Raw genomic sequence first — 15,850 nt, forward strand, 5'->3', positions numbered from 1 at the left:
CGCCGGGCCGCCGGGCGAGGTCCCGCCCCGCCCGGCACCGCCGGCGCACGGCGCTCTACGCGTCGTAGAGGTCGGCCTTCTTCGGCGCCACGTCCTGCACCGCCCCGCTGAGGGCCGCCGACCGCGCGCCGAACTTGGACGTGTCCACGCCGTTCTCGTCGAGGACGCGGAGCGCGGCCGAGTGCACCGCCCGCAGCACCGGGGTGGCCGCGCGCAGCGCGTCGTCGGCCATGAAGCGGTGCCGCCACGGCTGATCCGCCCACGCGTGGCGCAGCCCGAAGGGCTCCGGCAGGCCCATCGTGCCGCCGAGCCAGTTGAGCAGCGGCGGATACCAGGTCAGCGGCGCCCGGACGGCGAGCCGCACCACCTCGTTGGCGTCCACCAGCGGGAGCTTCACCGTACGGCTCTCCCACGGCTTGAACGCCTTCGTGACCGACTTCGACGGCGCCGAGGGCTTGGTCGTGAACAGCGAGTTCACCGGGCCCAGGGCGTGGCCGGTGACCTCGATGCGCAGCGTGGAGTGGAGCACGGTCACCGTGATCAGCATCGTGATCACCAACTGGCCGTCCCACAGCGTCCACTGCACGCCCAGGTAGTGCCGGTCACCCGCGCCGAACTGCTGCTTGTTGCAGATCTCCTGTATGGCGTGCGGCTTGACCTGGTACGCCTCGACGTCCGTGCCGCCCGGACGGGTGACCGACCCGGCGTTCTCCCCGACCGGTGTGACGATCCAGTGGCGTACGGAGGGCTTCGGGAAGCCGCCCGTGTTCAGCGGGCCGCGCTCCAGTTGGGCGAGCTGGTCGTGGATGGACCGTATGACGTCCCAGCTCCGGAAGGGGTGGATCTCCCGGCCCGGGTCGGCGGACACCAGCTCCTCCGCGAGCTGCCAGCTTCCCCAGCGGGTGCCCATCCCGAGGATGCCCTTGGGGCCCGCGTAGAAGACCGAGTTGGACTGCTGCTCGGCGCTCAGCCTGGCCAGCGACTGCCGCAGTTGCTCGGCGGCGGTCTCGTTCGGGTTGCTGGGGACGGCCTCGGGCACCTTGGCGCCCACGCCGCTGCCGGAGAGCAGTCCGTCCCAGCGCTCGCGCAGGTCCCCGGCCGTCGCCTCGCAGAGCCGCTTGGCCAGGAACCAGCCGACCACGGGCATCACCACGGCCGCTCGCGCGTACCAGGCCCAGAGGCCGGCGAAGGGCATCTTGATCAGGAACAGCACCGCGAGGACGCCGATCGCGGCGAGCGCCGCGGAACCGAGGGTCCCGGCCCGCTTGTTCTGCGCCTTGGCGACGGTGGCGCGGATCTGGAACCCCAGCAGCCACACCAGCATCCCGGGCAGGAAGAGCACCCCGCACAGGAGGATCACCGCGGTCAGCTTGTTGTCCCGGGCCTTGCGGATGCCGTTGGCGGCCAGGCAGTGCTCGACCACCACCTGCGGCTCGGTGCCGAACGACTGGATCAGGGCGTTGCGCCCGCTGCCCAGCATGCGGGCGACGACCGCGTTGGAGAACGCCTCGCCCAGGTTGGGACGGAAGATCGTGGCCCACGAGCGGCCGGCGTTGACCGTGGTCTTGTGCCAGTCGTTGTCGGCCTTCTTGATCTCCTCCATCTCGTTGTCCCGGTACGCGGCGGAGGCCAGCGCGAAGGTGGGCGCCTGCCCTCCGGCGCCCGCTCGCGGAACCTGCGGTCCGAAGAAGTCCGCGAATCCGCCGTCAGCGCTCATTCCCGCCCCCGATCGCCATCACTGCTGCTCCTCGGGCCTTCCCGACTTCCCTGACGCGCACACCTGTTGATCAGGTCATCAGCGTATCCGCCGCCGGGGTCCCGCGTCAGCGGACGGTCAAAGGCGCCCCCGGATGCGCCCGTTGCCCCCGGGACGCGCCCTCGCGCGCGGGTCCGGCGCGCGGCCGTCGGACCGCACCCGCGCGCGAGCGGACCCGCCGGCCTTCCGCGCATCGAGCCCTGACCCGGCACACCGGCCCCGCGCGCGAGGGGCCCGGGTCGACGGCGAGTTGTCGGGGCGCCTGCTCTTCCACCGGCCCCGCGCGCGAGGGGCCCGGCGGCCGGTCAGGACGCCGTGCCCACCGTCTCGCGCAGCCGCTCGGCGATCTGCGGCGGCACCGGTTCGTGGCGGGCGTAGCGGCGGCCGAACCGCGCGGTGCCGTGCGAGAGGGAGCGCAGGTCGACCGCGTACCGGCCGATCTCCGTCTCGGGCGCCTCGGCGCGGACCAGGGTCCGGCCGCCGCCGGTCTGCTCGGTGCCGAGCACCCGCCCGCGCCGCCCGGACAGATCGCCCAGCACGGCGCCCACGTAGTCGTCGGCGACCAGGACGCTCACCTCCGCCACCGGTTCCAGCAGCAGGACCCCGGCGTCCGCGGCGGCCTCCCGCAGGGCCAGCGCCCCGGCCGTCTGGAAGGCGGCGTCGGAGGAGTCCACCGAGTGCGCCTTGCCGTCCAGCAGCGTCACCCGCACGTCGGTCAGCGGATGACCGGTGGCGACCCCGCGGGCCGCCTGGGCGCGCACGCCCTTCTCGACCGACGGGACGAACTGGCGCGGCACCGCGCCGCCCACCACCCGGTCCACGAACTCGATCCCCGAGCCGACCGGCAGTGGCTCCACCTCGATCGTGCAGATCGCGTACTGCCCGTGCCCGCCGGACTGCTTGACGTGCCGCCCGCGCGCCGTCGCCCGTCCGCCGAAGGTCTCCCGCAGCGCGACCCGGTGCGGCACCACGTCCACCCGCACGCCGAACCGGCCGCGCAGCCGCTCCAGCGCCACGTCCGCGTGCGCCTCGCCCAGGCACCACAGGACCACCTGGTGGGTGTCCGGGTTCTGCTCCAGCCGCATCGTCGGGTCCTCGGCGACCAGCCGGGCGAGCCCCTGAGAGAGCCGGTCCTCGTCCGCCTTGCCGTGCGCCCGGATGGCGAGCGGGAGGAGGGGGTCCGGCATCTCCCAGGGCGTCATCAGCAGCGGGTCCTCCCGGTTCGAGAGGGTGTCCCCCGTCTCCGCCCGCCCCAGCCGGGCCACGCACCCCAGATCACCGGCGATCACCTCGGCGACCGGCCGCTGCTGCCGGCCGAAGGGCGTGGTCAGCGCGCCGGCTCGCTCGTCGGCCTCGTGCGGTCCGCCGTCCTCCCGGGCTCCGCCGGTGCCGTTGCCGTTGCCGGACGCACCGTGCCCGAGGACGTGCACCGCATGGTCGGGGCGCAGGGTGCCGGAGAAGACGCGGACCAGGGAGATCCGGCCCACGTACGGGTCGGAGGACGTCTTCACCACCTCGGCGAGCAGCGCGCCGGCCGGGTCACAGGCGCGCGGCTCGCGCGGCGCGCCGCCGGGTGTCGTCAGCGGCGGCACGGTCCGCTCGGGCGGGGTCGGGAACCCGCCGGTGACCAGCTCCAGCAACTCGACCGTGCCGAGCCCCTGCCGGGCCCCCTCGGCGGCGGGCGCGGCGGCCAGGACCGGGAAGAACACCCCCCGGGCCACCGCCCGCTCCAGGCCCCGGACGAGCGTCGGGACGTCGACGTCCTCACCGCCGAGGTAGCGGTCCATCAGGGTCTCGTCCTCGCTCTCCGCGATGATCCCCTCGATGAGCCGGGCGCGCGCCTCCTCGACCGGCGCCAGGTGCTCCGGACCCGGCGCGGACTCGGCGCGCTCCCCGGCGGAGTAGTCGTACAGCCGCCGCGGGAGCAGACCGGCCAGCCCGGTCACGGGCGCGTGCCCGTCGGGGCCCGCGGGCCCGCGCAGCGGCAGGTGGAGCGGCAGCACGGCGTCGGGGTCGTCGGCGCCGAACGCCCGCGCGCACATCCGGGTCATCTCCTCGAAGCCGGCCCGCGCGGCCTCCAGGTGCGTGATCACGATGGCCCGGGGCATGCCGACGGCCGCGCACTCCTCCCACACCACGCGGGTCGGGCCGTCCACGCCGTCGGCGGCCGAGACGACGAAGAGGGCCGCGTCCGCCGCCCGCAGACCGGCCCTCAGCTCCCCGACGAAGTCGGCGTACCCGGGGGTGTCGAGGAGGTTGACCTTCACCCCGTCCCACGTGACCGGCACCAGGGAGAGCTGGACCGAGCGCCGCTGCCGGTGCTCGATCTCGTCGTAGTCGGAGACGCAGCCGCCGTCCTCCACGCGGCCCGCCCGGTTCACCGCCCCCGCGGTCAGCGCGAGCGCCTCCACCAGGGTCGTCTTCCCCGCTCCGGAGGAGCCGACCAGCACCACGTTCCGTACGGACGCGGGGTGGCCGGCCGCTGTCGCCCCGCCGGCGGCTCCGGGGTGGGTGTGTGCCTTGTCGCCCATGTCCTTGCCTCCCGTGCACGGTGAGGTCGCTGGGGGCGCGGACGGGCGGGCCGCGTGCACCGGCGGCTCCGGCGACGCCCGCGGTACTTCGAGCTTTCCACTCCCGTCAGCCCGCGTCCATACGAAGGGCCCGGTCCCCGCCCGGGGCCGGGACGGGCCCGGGTGCGGCCGTCGACCACGCCCCCGCGTGACTACGATGGGCCAGCCGGCGGCCAGCAGGGGCCGCGCGGCGACACCGACCTCCGGGAAGGCCATGCTGAACAAGTACGCGCGTGCATTCTTCACGCGTGTCCTCACACCGTTCGCCGCGTTTCTCATCCGCCGGGGCGTCAGCCCGGACACGGTCACACTGATCGGCACGGCCGGTGTGGTCGCGGGTGCGCTGGTCTTCTATCCCCTGGGAGAGTTCTTCTGGGGCACGGTCGTGATCACCCTCTTCGTCTTCTCCGACCTCGTCGACGGCAACATGGCCCGCCAGCTCGGCCGCTCCAGCCGCTGGGGCGCCTTCCTGGACTCCACCCTGGACCGGGTCGCCGACGGCGCGGTCTTCGCCGGCTTCGCCCTCTGGTACGCGGGCCGCGGCGACGACACCGTCCTGTGCGCGGTCGCCATCTTCTGCCTCGCCAGCGGGCAGGTGGTCTCGTACACCAAGGCGCGCGGCGAGTCGATCGGGCTGCCGGTCGCCGTCAACGGGCTGATCGAGCGGGCCGAGCGGCTGGTGATCTCGCTGGTCGCCGCCGGTTTCGCCGGCCTGCACAAGTTCGGCGTGCCCGGCATCCAGTACCTGCTGCCCGTCGCCCTGTGGATCGTCGCCGTCGGCAGCCTCGTCACGCTGGTCCAGCGCGTCGTCACCGTCCGCCGCGAGTCCGCGGAGGCGGAGGCCGCCGAGAGGGGCCAGGGATCCGAGGCGGCCACGTGAGCGCCCGGGACCGGCTGACCGACACCCTGTACGGCGCCGGCTGGGCCACGGTGAAGAAGCTCCCCGAGCCCGTCGCCGTCCGCCTCGGACGCACCCTCGCGGACGCCGCCTGGAAGCGGCGCGGCACGGGCGTGCGGCGGCTGGAGAGCAACTACGCGCGCGTGCTGCCCGGCGCGGGACCCGAGCGGCTGGCCGAGCTCTCCCGCGCGGGCATGCGCTCCTACCTGCGCTACTGGATGGAGTCCTTCCGGCTCCCGGCCTGGGGCGTCGAACGCATCGCGTCCGGCTTCGCCCCCAAGGACCTGCACCACCTGACCGACGGCATGGCCGCCGGCCGGGGCGTCGTCCTCGCCCTGCCCCACCTCGCCAACTGGGACCTGGCCGGCGCCTGGGTCACCACGCACCTGGGCATCCCCTTCACCACGGTCGCCGAGCGCCTCAAGCCGGAGACCCTCTACGACCGCTTCGTCGCCTACCGCGAGGGCCTGGGCATGGAGGTCCTCCCGCACAGCGGCGGCACCGCCTTCGGCACCCTCGCCCGGCGGCTGCGCGAGGGGGGTCTGGTCTGCCTGGTCGCCGACCGGGACCTGTCCGCCTCCGGCGTCGAGGTCGAGTTCTTCGGCGCGACCGCCCGGATGCCCGCCGGGCCCGCCCTGCTCGCCCAGCAGACCGGCGCGGCCCTGCTGCCGGTGACGCTCTGGTACGACGACTCCCCGGTGATGCGCGGCCGGGTCCACCCGCCGGTCGAGGTGCCCGGGCAGGGCACGCGGGCCGAGCGGACCGCCGCGATGACGCAGGCCCTCGCCGACGCCTTCGCCGGCGGCATCGCCGAGCACCCCGAGGACTGGCACATGCTCCAGCGCCTGTGGCTCGCCGACCTCGACCCCGCGAAGGCGCCGGGCGCCCGGCGCGGGGACGGCGCACCGGAACGGGGTGCCCCGTGAGGATCGGCATCGTCTGCCCGTACTCCTGGGACGTGCCGGGCGGCGTCCAGTTCCACATCCGGGACCTCGCCGAGTACTTCCTGCGCCTCGGCCACGAGGTGTCCGTGCTCGCCCCCGCCGACGACGACACCCCGCTGCCGCCCTACGTCGTCTCCGCCGGCCGCGCGGTGCCGGTGCCCTACAACGGCTCGGTGGCCCGGCTCAACTTCGGCTTCCTGTCGGCGGCCCGGGTGCGGCGCTGGCTGCACGAGGGCGCCTTCGACGTCATCCACATCCACGAGCCGACCTCGCCCTCGCTGGGCCTGCTGACCTGCTGGGCGGCGCAGGGCCCCATCGTGGCCACCTTCCACACGTCCAACCCGCGCTCCCGCGCGATGATCGCCGCGTACGCGATCCTCCAGGCCGCGCTGGAGAAGATCAGCGCCCGGATCGCCGTCAGCGAGTACGCGCGCCGCACCCTCGTCGAACACCTCGGCGGGGACGCCGTGGTGATCCCCAACGGCGTCGACGTCGACTTCTTCGCCAAGGCCGAGCCCCGCCCCGAGTGGCAGTCCGAGGAGGCGCGGGGCCTGCCGGCCCGGGAGGCCGGCGGCACGATCGGGTTCATAGGCCGCATCGACGAGCCCCGCAAGGGACTGCCGGTGCTCATGCGGGCCCTGCCCGAGATCATCGCCGCCCGGCCGGGTGCCCGGCTGCTGGTGGCCGGCCGCGGCGACGAGAAGGAGGCGGTCGCCTCCCTGCCGCCGGAACTGCGCCCCCGCGTCGAGTTCCTCGGCATGGTCGGCGACGAGGACAAGGCGCGCTTCCTGCGCAGCGTCGACCTGTACGTGGCGCCCAACACCGGCGGGGAGAGCTTCGGCATCATCCTCGTCGAGGCCATGTCGGCGGGCGCCCCGGTGCTCGCCTCCGACCTGGACGCCTTCGCGCAGGTCCTGGACCAGGGGGAGGCCGGCGAGCTGTTCCCCAACGAGGACGCCGGCGCGCTGGCCGCCGCGGCGGTACGGCTGCTGGCCGACCCGGGGCGGCGGGCCGGGCTGCGGGACCGGGGCAGCGCGCACGTGCGGCGCTTCGACTGGTCGACGGTGGGCGCGGACATCCTGTCCGTCTACGAGACGGTGACCGCGGGCGCGGCGGCGGTCGCGGCCGACGACCGGGCGACGGGTCTGCGCGCCCGCCTGGGACGGGCCCGGGACTGAGCCGCCGCGCGGGCGGCCCCGGCGTCCTGCCGGGCGTGGGCGGCCTCGCCGGCGAGGCCGCGGACCGGGCGGCGTCCTGGCCCGGCCGTGCCGCCGGGACGCTCCCCTCGCCGACCCTCGGGGACGCCGTCCCGGAGGCCGGCGGCGGGGACCCGCGGACCGCCGGCCCGGCCGCCGGGCTCCGGTGCCCGGCCGGTGTCCCGGGACGCACCGGTAGCCTTGCCGCCCGTGACCGCAACCCTGATCTGGACCCTGGCCGTCCTCGTGGCGATCGGCCTGTACCTGAGCTGGACGGCGGGCCGCCTGGACCGGCTCCACGCCCGGATCGACGCCGCCCGCGCCGCGCTCGACGCGCAACTGCTGCGCCGGGCCTCCGTGGCCCAGGAACTGGCCACCTCCGGCGTCCTCGACCCGGCCGCCTCCATCGTCCTGTACGAGGCGGCGCACGGCGCCCGGCAGGCCGAGGAGGAACAGCGGGAGGTCGCCGAGAGCGAGCTGACCCAGGCGCTGCGGGCGGTGTTCGAGGAACCGGCGCAGGTCGACGCCGTCCGTGAGGCGCCCGGGGGTGAGGAGGCCGCCCGTGAACTGGCCGAGGCGGTCCGCCGGGTCCCGATGGCCCGCCGCTTCCACAACGACGCCGTGGGCGCCGCCCGCCGGCTGCGCGAACACCGCAAGGTGCGCTGGTTCCGGCTGGCCGGACACGCGCCCTTCCCGCCGGCCTTCGAGATGGACGACGAGCCCCCCGCCGCCCTGATCGACCGCGCCGCCTGAACCCGGCTCCGTACCGGCCCGGCAGGGACCTCGTGCCGCCGGGCGCTCTGCCCCGTGGCGGCCTCGCGCCACCCGGGGCCGCGCCGCCCGGCCCACCTCGCGGGGACGGCCCCGCCCGGCCTGCCTCCGGGGAACCCGGTCCACCCCGGGGCCGTACGGGCCCGGCACGCCACCCGGCCCGGGAAAACGAGCCACCGCCTGACCGGTGGCCCTTGTTGTGGACTGGTCCGGTCGCGTTTGCTCGTCTCGCACCAGACCACTTCCCCTCAGCGAGGTACCCGTGTCCGACTCGTTCTCCGACAACCAGGCCACCGAGACCGGCACCGCCCGCGTGAAGCGCGGCATGGCCGAACAGCTCAAGGGCGGCGTGATCATGGACGTCGTCACCCCGGAACAGGCGAAGATCGCCGAGGACGCCGGTGCCGTGGCCGTCATGGCCCTGGAGCGGGTCCCCGCCGACATCCGCAAGGACGGCGGCGTGGCCCGGATGTCCGACCCCGACATGATCGAGGGCATCATCGAGGCGGTCTCCATCCCCGTGATGGCCAAGTCCCGCATCGGCCACTTCGTCGAGGCCCAGGTCCTGCAGTCCCTCGGCGTCGACTACATCGACGAGTCCGAGGTGCTGACCCCGGCCGACGAGGTCAACCACTCCGACAAGTGGGCCTTCACCACCCCCTTCGTCTGCGGCGCCACCAACCTCGGCGAGGCCCTGCGCCGCATCGCCGAGGGCGCCGCGATGATCCGCTCCAAGGGCGAGGCCGGCACCGGCAACGTGGTCGAGGCCGTCCGCCACCTGCGCCAGATCAAGAACGAGATCGCCCGGCTGCGCGGCTACGACCACAACGAGCTGTACGCCGCCGCCAAGGACCTGCGCGCCCCCTACGAGCTGGTCAAGGAGACCGCCGCGCTCGGCCGTCTCCCGGTCGTGCTCTTCTCCGCGGGCGGCGTCGCCACCCCCGCCGACGCCGCGCTCATGCGCCAGCTCGGCGCCGAGGGCGTCTTCGTCGGCTCCGGCATCTTCAAGTCCGGCGACCCGGCCAAGCGCGCCGCCGCCATCGTCAAGGCGACCACCTTCCACGACGACCCGAAGGTCATCGCGGACGCCTCCCGCGACCTGGGCGAGGCCATGGTCGGCATCAACTGCGACACCCTCCCCGAGACCGAGCGCTACGCCAACCGGGGCTGGTAGGCACCCGTGGGCGAGACGCCCGTCATCGGCGTCCTGGCCCTCCAGGGCGACGTACGGGAGCACCTGGCCTCCCTGGCCGCGGCGGGCGCCGCGGCCAGGGAGGTGCGGCGCCCCGGGGAACTGGCCGCCGTCGACGGCCTGGTGCTGCCCGGCGGCGAGTCGACCACCATCTCCCGGCTGGCCGTGCTCTTCGGCCTCATGGAGCCCCTGCGCGCCCGCGTGCGCGCGGGCATGCCGGTCTACGGGACCTGCGCGGGCATGATCCTGCTGGCCGACAAGATCCTCGACCCGCGTTCCGGGCAGCAGACGGTCGGCGGCATCGACATGATCGTGCGCCGCAACGCCTTCGGCCGGCAGAACGAGTCCTTCGAGGCCGCCGTCGACCTGCGCGGCGTCGGGGGCGGTCCGGTCTCGGGCGTCTTCATCCGCGCCCCCTGGGCCGAGTCCGCCGGGGCCGGCACCGAGATCCTCGCCGAGCACGACGGCCGCGTCGTCGCGGTCCGCCAGGGCAACGCGCTGGCCACCTCCTTCCACCCGGAACTCACCGGCGACCACCGCGTCCACCGCCTCTTCACCGCCATGGTGCGCGCAAACCGGACGGCCGAGTCCTTGTAGGATTCTGACGTTCGGACGAAGACGGGTTACGCGAAGGAGACTGAACAGATGGCCGGCCACTCCAAATGGGCCACGACGAAGCACAAGAAGGCCGTCGTCGACGCCAAGCGCGGCAAGCTCTTCGCGAAGCTCATCAAGAACATCGAGGTGGCGGCCCGCATGGGGGGTGCCGACCCCGAAGGCAACCCCACCCTCTACGACGCCATCCAGAAGGCGAAGAAGCAGTCCGTTCCCAACAAGAACATCGACTCCGCGCTCAAGCGCGGCGCCGGCCTGGAGGCCGGCGGCGCCGACTACGAGACGATCATGTACGAGGGCTACGGCCCGAACGGCGTCGCGGTGCTCATCGAGTGCCTCACCGACAACCGCAACCGCGCCGCCTCCGACGTCCGGGTGGCGATGACCCGCAACGGCGGCTCCATGGCCGACCCCGGCTCGGTCTCGTACCTCTTCAACCGCAAGGGTGTCGTGATCGTCCCCGCGGACGGCCTGAGCGAGGACGACGTCCTCGGCGCCGTCCTGGAGGCGGGCGCCGAGGAGGTCAACGACCTCGGCGAGAGCTTCGAGGTGGTCAGCGAGCCGGGCGACCTGGTCGCGGTCCGCACCGCCCTCCAGGACGCCGGCATCGACTACGAGTCGGCCGACGCCCACTTCGTGCCGACCATGCAGGTCGAGCTGGACGAGGACGGCGCCCGGAAGATCTTCAAGCTGATCGACGCCCTGGAGGACAGCGACGACGTCCAGAACGTCTTCGCCAACTTCGACGTGAGCGACGAGATCATGGAGAAGGTCGACGCCTGACCCGTGCCCGCGCGGCGGGCCGACGGGGACACACCCCGTCGGCCCGCCGCGTTGTCGGTGGCACCCGATAGCCTGGCGCATGTCAAACGATCACCGTCCGGCGTACCGCGACCGCCGGCCGGGCGGCCCGAGGGGCCCGGCCGGGGACGCGGGAGCGGCGGCGGTGCGGCCGCGGAGCAGGGGAGGCGCGCGTGCGCGTACTGGGGGTGGACCCCGGGCTGACCCGCTGCGGGGTCGGCGTCGTGGAGGGCGTCGCGGGCCGCCCGCTGACCATGATCGGCGTCGGTGTCGTGCGCACCCCGGCCGACGCCGAGCTCGGCGACCGCCTCGTCGCCGTGGAAGAGGGCGTCGAGCAGTGGCTCGACGAGTACCGGCCGCAGTACGTCGCCGTCGAGCGCGTCTTCAGCCAGCACAACGTCCGCACCGTCATGGGCACCGCCCAGGCCAGCGCCGTCGTCATCCTGTGCGCCGCGCGCCGCGGCCTCCCGGTCGCCCTGCACACCCCCAGCGAGGTCAAGGCCGCCGTCACCGGCTCCGGCCGCGCCGACAAGGCCCAGGTCGGCGCCATGGTCACCCGCCTGCTGCGGCTCGCCGCGCCGCCCCGGCCCGCCGACGCCGCCGACGCCCTCGCCCTCGCCATCTGCCACATCTGGCGGGCCCCCGCCCAGAACCGGCTCCAGCGGGCCGCCGCCCTGCACGCCGCTCCCCCCGCCCGGGCGGTCCGCGTCCCGCCCGCACCGAAAGGCCGTACGCCATGATCGCTTTCGTCAGCGGCACCGTCGCCGCCCTCGCCCCCGGCTCCGCGGTGGTGGAGGTCGGCGGGGTCGGCATGGCCGTCCAGTGCACCCCGGGCACCCTCGCCGGACTCCGGGTCGGCACCGCCGCGCGGCTCGCCACCTCCCTCGTGGTCCGCGAGGACTCGCTCACCCTCTACGGCTTCGCCGACGACGACGAGCGCCAGGTCTTCGAACTCCTCCAGACCGCCAGCGGCGTCGGCCCCCGCCTCGCCCAGGCCATGCTCGCCGTGCACACCCCCGACGCGCTGCGCCGGGCCCTGTCCACCGGCGACGAGAAGGCCCTCACCGCCGTCCCCGGCATCGGCAAGAAGGGCGCGCAGAAGCTCCTCCTGGAACTGAAGGACCGCCTCGGCGAACCGGTCGGCTCCCCCTCCTCCGCCGCCGTCGCCGCGCCCGCCGCGGGCTGGCGTGACCAGCTCCACGCCGCGCTCATCGGCCTCGGGTACGCGGCCCGCGAGGCCGACGAGGCGGTGTCCGCCGTGGCGCCCCAGGCCGAGGCCGCCGGCGGGACACCGCCCGTGGGCCAGTTGCTCAAGGCCGCCCTCCAGACGCTGAACCGCGCCCGATAGTCCGCACCGAGAGCCGAGGCACACCGCATGAACTGGGACGAGACGACCGACTCCGACGCCGCCGAGCGCCTCGTCGGCGCGTCCGCCGACGGCGAGGACCAGGCCGTGGAGGCCGCTCTGCGCCCCAAGGACCTGGGCGAGTTCATCGGCCAGCAGAAGGTCCGCGAACAGCTCGACCTCGTCCTGCGCGCCGCCCGCGCCCGCGGCGCCACCGCCGACCACGTCCTGCTCTCCGGCGCCCCCGGCCTCGGCAAGACCACCCTCTCGATGATCATCGCGGCCGAGATGGGCGCCCCCATCCGCATCACCTCCGGCCCCGCCATCCAGCACGCCGGCGACCTCGCGGCGATCCTCTCCTCCCTCCAGGAGGGCGAGGTCCTCTTCCTCGACGAGATCCACCGCATGTCCCGGCCCGCCGAGGAGATGCTCTACATGGCGATGGAGGACTTCCGGGTCGACGTCATCGTCGGCAAGGGCCCCGGCGCCACCGCCATCCCCCTCGAACTGCCCCCCTTCACCCTCGTCGGCGCCACCACCCGCGCCGGACTGCTGCCGCCCCCGTTGCGCGACCGCTTCGGCTTCACCGCCCACATGGAGTTCTACGGCCCCGCCGAACTGGAACGGGTGGTGCACCGCTCGGCCGGCCTCCTCGACGTCGAGATCGACCCCGACGGCGCCGCCGAGATCGCGGGCCGCTCCCGCGGCACCCCCCGCATCTCCAACCGCCTCCTGCGCCGCGTCCGCGACTACGCCCAGGTCAAGGCCGACGGCGTGATCACCCGCGGGATCGCCGCGGCGGCCCTCGCGGTCTACGAGGTCGACGCCCGCGGCCTGGACCGCCTCGACCGGGCCGTCCTGGAGGCCCTGACCAAACTGTTCGGCGGCGGACCCGTCGGCGTCTCCACCCTCGCGGTGGCCGTGGGGGAGGAGCGGGAGACCGTCGAGGAGGTCGCCGAACCCTTCCTCGTGCGCGAGGGACTGCTCGCCCGCACCCCCCGGGGACGGGTGGCGACCCCCGCCGCCTGGGCACACCTCGGGCTGACCCCGCCGGGCGCCGCCGCGCCGGGAAACGGACAACAGGACCTGTTCGGGGCGTGACGCCCCCGTCCCGACGAGCACATTGGCCCGAGCAGGAACCCCGGTGCCATGCTGAGCGTTGTTCCCTGCGCGCGGACTCGCCTAGACTCCGCCGATGCCACCCTTGACGGCGGCGCCCACACCCCCAACCAACAGGCCGCTCACATCGCGGTCGTGTGAAGGAAGTACCGACCCGTGAGTCTCGTGACCCTCCTCCCGTTCATCGTGCTCATCGGGGCCATGTTCCTGATGACCCGGTCGGCGAAGAAGAAGCAGCAGCAGGCCGTCGACATGCGGAACCAGATGCAGCCCGGTTCCGGCGTCCGCACCATCGGGGGCATGTACGCCACGGTCAAGGAGGTGAGCGAGGACACCGTCCTCCTCGACGCCGGGCCGGGCGTCGAGCTGCTCTTCGCCAAGAACTCCATCGGCGCCGTGCTGAGCGACGACGAGTACAACCGCATCGTCCACGGCATCGAGCACGACCTGAAGGACGACACCCACGTCGTCCCGGACGACGCCTCCTCCCTCACCGAGGGTGACGCGGACGCCTCCGGCGACCACTCCGTCGACCTCGGCAAGAAGGAGGCGGCCGACGAGGCCGACGAGACCGCCAAGCCCTCGGACGCCAAGGCCGACGAGCCCGCCGACGCCAAGGCCGACGAGCCGGCGGACGCCAAGGCCGACGACCAGCCGAAGAAGTCCGACGGCGGTTCCGGGACGAAGTAGCCGCGCCCCGGGGGCGCGGGTCCGCCCGCGCCCCCGCGCCGCGTCGTCCGCACGGACCCCCACCCACCACGCGATGGCCGCCGGTATGCCGCCCCGGCGGTGCGACGCGGCCCGACAGGGAGTATGACAAGGTGGCAGCCCTCAAAAAGGGAAAGCAAGCGAGCGCCCAAAGCAAGCCCGGGCGCTCGCTGGCCCTGATGGTGATCGTCATTGCGGCGCTCACGGGAGGCATGTTCGCCTCCGGAAACACGACTCCGCGCCTCGGCATCGACCTGGCGGGCGGTACGAGCATCACGCTCCGGGCCGTCTCCGAACCGGGCCAGGAGTCCGCGATCAACAAGACCAACATGGACACCGCGGTCGAGATCATGGAGCGCCGTGTCAACGGCCTCGGCGTCTCCGAGGCCGAAGTCCAGACCCAGGGCACCCGGAACATCATCGTCAACATCCCCAAGGGGATGAACTCCGAGGAAGCCCGCGCCCAGGTCGGCACCACCGCCAAGCTCTACTTCCGCCCGGTCCTCGCCACCGAGCCGTCCGGCGCCGACGCGGCCGGCACCCCCGCACCCGACGCCTCGGGCAGCGCCTCCCACAAGGCCACCGACCCGGCGGGCGACACGACCGGAGCCCCGACGGCGGACGCCACCGGCGACACCGCGCGGGACACCGCCGGCGACCGGGCCGCGGCCACCCCGACCTCCTCCCCGAACCCGGGCGCCACCACACAGGGCCGCGCCGTCACCGACGCGCTCGAGGCCGGCCCCAGCCCCTCCGCCACCCCCTCCGGCGACGCCTCCCCGGCGCCGTCCCCCGGCGCCTCCGACGGCACCGGCGACGCCGCCTCCGAGAAGCTCCGGGCCCGGTACGCCGCGCTCGACTGCACCGACGGCTCCGCACGGGCCAAGGCCGGCGAGGGCGCCCTGCCCGCCGACCCCACCGTCGCCTGCGGCACCAACGCCCAGGGCCAGTGGCAGAAGTACCTCCTCGGACCCGCCGCCGTCGACGGCACGGACGTGGACAAGGCCCAGGCCGTCTTCAACACGCAGACCGCCGCGGGCTGGACCGTCACCATGGACTTCACCGGCGGCGGCGCGAAGAAGTTCGCGGACATCACCGGCAAGCTGGCGCAGAACCCGTCCCCGCAGAACCAGTTCGCCATCGTCCTGGACAACGAGGTCGTCTCCGACCCGTACGTCAGCCAGGCCCTGACCGGCGGCAACGCGGAGATCTCCGGGCAGTTCGGCCAGGAGGAGGCGCAGAGCCTCGCCAACATGCTGTCCTACGGCGCGCTCCCGCTGAGCTTCCATGAGGACAGCGTCACCACCGTCACCGCCGCGCTCGGCGGTGAGCAGCTCCACGCCGGGCTGATCGCGGGCGCCATCGGGCTCGCGCTGGTCGTCCTCTACCTGCTGGTCTACTACCGCGGCCTGTCGTTCATCGCCATCGCCTCGCTGATGGTCTCCGCCTCGCTCACGTACGCGGTCATGTCGCTGCTCGGCCCGACCATCGGCTTCGCGCTGAACCTGCCGGCCGTGTGCGGTGCCATCGTCGCCATCGGGATCACGGCGGACTCGTTCATCGTCTTCTTCGAACGGGTCCGCGACGAGATCCGGGAGGGCCGCTCGCTGCGCCCCGCCGTCGAACGCGGCTGGCCGCGCGCCCGGCGCACCATCCTGGTCTCCGACTTCGTGTCGTTCCTCGCCGCCGCCGTGCTCTTCGTGGTCACCGTCGGCAAGGTGCAGGGCTTCGCGTTCACGCTGGGGCTGACCACCCTGCTCGACGTGGTCGTGGTCTTCCTCTTCACCAAGCCGCTGCTCACGCTGATGGCCCGCCGCCCGTTCTTCGCCCGCGGCCACCGCTGGTCCGGGCTCGATCCAAAGGCCCTCGGCGCGAAGCCACCCCTGCGCGCGAGCCGTCGTCCCGTCGCCCCCGTCACGACGAAGGAGGCGTGAG

14 protein-coding genes are annotated in these 15,850 nt (G+C 74.1%); 12 read left to right on the top strand and 2 right to left on the bottom strand.

Annotated features, from left to right (window positions below; genetic code table 11):
• Positions 1-55 precede the first annotated feature (55 nt).
• Positions 56-1,717 carry a hypothetical protein gene (locus VM636_RS24985; protein ID WP_338485789.1) on the bottom strand — a complete coding sequence of 554 codons (1,662 nt, stop codon included), beginning with the start codon at positions 1,715-1,717 and terminating at the stop codon, positions 56-58.
• A 344-nt stretch (positions 1,718-2,061) separates the two neighbouring features.
• Positions 2,062-4,287 (bottom strand): elongation factor G-like protein EF-G2, encoded by a 2,226-nt coding sequence (locus VM636_RS24990; protein ID WP_338485791.1) that lies wholly within the window; start codon positions 4,285-4,287, stop codon positions 2,062-2,064.
• Between the two features lie 196 nt (positions 4,288-4,483).
• On the opposite strand from VM636_RS24990, the gene VM636_RS24995 reads away from it, so the two are divergent.
• The 12 genes from VM636_RS24995 to secD all read left to right on the top strand — a co-directional run bounded on the left by VM636_RS24995 (position 4,484) and on the right by secD (position 15,849).
• Positions 4,484-5,206: a CDP-alcohol phosphatidyltransferase family protein gene (locus VM636_RS24995; RefSeq protein ID WP_037859303.1), complete on the top strand. Its 723-nt coding sequence runs from the start codon at positions 4,484-4,486 to the stop codon at positions 5,204-5,206.
• Complete coding sequence (locus VM636_RS25000) at positions 5,203-6,150, top strand: phosphatidylinositol mannoside acyltransferase (protein ID WP_030422350.1); 948 nt, start codon at positions 5,203-5,205, stop codon at positions 6,148-6,150. The genes VM636_RS24995 and VM636_RS25000 overlap by 4 nt, the downstream gene beginning before the upstream one ends.
• Positions 6,147-7,346 (top strand): glycosyltransferase family 4 protein, encoded by a 1,200-nt coding sequence (locus tag VM636_RS25005; RefSeq protein ID WP_030422351.1) that lies wholly within the window; start codon positions 6,147-6,149, stop codon positions 7,344-7,346. Before VM636_RS25000 ends, VM636_RS25005 begins: the two co-directional genes overlap by 4 nt.
• Before the next feature lie 228 nt (positions 7,347-7,574).
• The gene (locus VM636_RS25010; RefSeq protein WP_030422352.1) at positions 7,575-8,117 is read left to right on the top strand and encodes a hypothetical protein; all 543 of its coding nucleotides are present in this window, start codon (positions 7,575-7,577) and stop codon (positions 8,115-8,117) included.
• Between the two features lie 280 nt (positions 8,118-8,397).
• Positions 8,398-9,309 (top strand): pyridoxal 5'-phosphate synthase lyase subunit PdxS, encoded by a 912-nt coding sequence (gene pdxS, locus VM636_RS25015; RefSeq protein WP_030422353.1) that lies wholly within the window; start codon positions 8,398-8,400, stop codon positions 9,307-9,309.
• A gap of 6 nt (positions 9,310-9,315) precedes the next feature.
• Positions 9,316-9,924 (top strand): pyridoxal 5'-phosphate synthase glutaminase subunit PdxT, encoded by a 609-nt coding sequence (pdxT, locus tag VM636_RS25020; RefSeq protein ID WP_030422354.1) that lies wholly within the window; start codon positions 9,316-9,318, stop codon positions 9,922-9,924.
• Positions 9,925-9,972: 48 nt separating this feature from the next.
• Positions 9,973-10,725 (top strand): YebC/PmpR family DNA-binding transcriptional regulator, encoded by a 753-nt coding sequence (locus tag VM636_RS25025; protein WP_030422355.1) that lies wholly within the window; start codon positions 9,973-9,975, stop codon positions 10,723-10,725.
• A 191-nt stretch (positions 10,726-10,916) separates the two neighbouring features.
• Positions 10,917-11,483 carry a crossover junction endodeoxyribonuclease RuvC gene (ruvC, locus tag VM636_RS25030; protein WP_338485794.1) on the top strand — a complete coding sequence of 189 codons (567 nt, stop codon included), beginning with the start codon at positions 10,917-10,919 and terminating at the stop codon, positions 11,481-11,483.
• Positions 11,480-12,091: a Holliday junction branch migration protein RuvA gene (ruvA, locus tag VM636_RS25035; RefSeq protein ID WP_030422357.1), complete on the top strand. Its 612-nt coding sequence runs from the start codon at positions 11,480-11,482 to the stop codon at positions 12,089-12,091. The genes ruvC and ruvA overlap by 4 nt, the downstream gene beginning before the upstream one ends.
• 27 nt (positions 12,092-12,118) lie before the next feature.
• Positions 12,119-13,189 carry a Holliday junction branch migration DNA helicase RuvB gene (gene ruvB / locus VM636_RS25040; RefSeq protein ID WP_030422358.1) on the top strand — a complete coding sequence of 357 codons (1,071 nt, stop codon included), beginning with the start codon at positions 12,119-12,121 and terminating at the stop codon, positions 13,187-13,189.
• Between the two features lie 174 nt (positions 13,190-13,363).
• Positions 13,364-13,897, top strand: coding sequence for a preprotein translocase subunit YajC (gene yajC, locus VM636_RS25045; RefSeq protein ID WP_338485797.1), 534 nt, complete (start codon positions 13,364-13,366; stop codon positions 13,895-13,897).
• A gap of 131 nt (positions 13,898-14,028) precedes the next feature.
• Positions 14,029-15,849 carry a protein translocase subunit SecD gene (gene secD, locus VM636_RS25050; RefSeq protein ID WP_338485799.1) on the top strand — a complete coding sequence of 607 codons (1,821 nt, stop codon included), beginning with the start codon at positions 14,029-14,031 and terminating at the stop codon, positions 15,847-15,849.
• The last annotated feature ends 1 nt before the right edge of the window (position 15,850 follow it).

Source organism: Streptomyces sp. SCSIO 75703 (genome assembly GCF_036607905.1).
In the GTDB taxonomy this organism is placed as follows: domain Bacteria; phylum Actinomycetota; class Actinomycetes; order Streptomycetales; family Streptomycetaceae; genus Streptomyces.

What these genes read in the sequence shown, in the direction of transcription:
- VM636_RS24985 (WP_338485789.1), bottom strand. Translation starts at nt 1,717, where the DNA reads ATGAGCGCTGACGGCGGATTCGCGGACTTCTTCGGACCGCAGGTTCCG.
- VM636_RS24990 (WP_338485791.1), bottom strand. Translation starts at nt 4,287, where the DNA reads ATGGGCGACAAGGCACACACCCACCCCGGAGCCGCCGGCGGGGCGACA.
- VM636_RS24995 (WP_037859303.1), top strand. Translation starts at nt 4,484, where the DNA reads ATGGGCCAGCCGGCGGCCAGCAGGGGCCGCGCGGCGACACCGACCTCC.
- VM636_RS25025 (WP_030422355.1), top strand. Translation starts at nt 9,973, where the DNA reads ATGGCCGGCCACTCCAAATGGGCCACGACGAAGCACAAGAAGGCCGTC.
- ruvA (WP_030422357.1), top strand. Translation starts at nt 11,480, where the DNA reads ATGATCGCTTTCGTCAGCGGCACCGTCGCCGCCCTCGCCCCCGGCTCC.
- ruvB (WP_030422358.1), top strand. Translation starts at nt 12,119, where the DNA reads ATGAACTGGGACGAGACGACCGACTCCGACGCCGCCGAGCGCCTCGTC.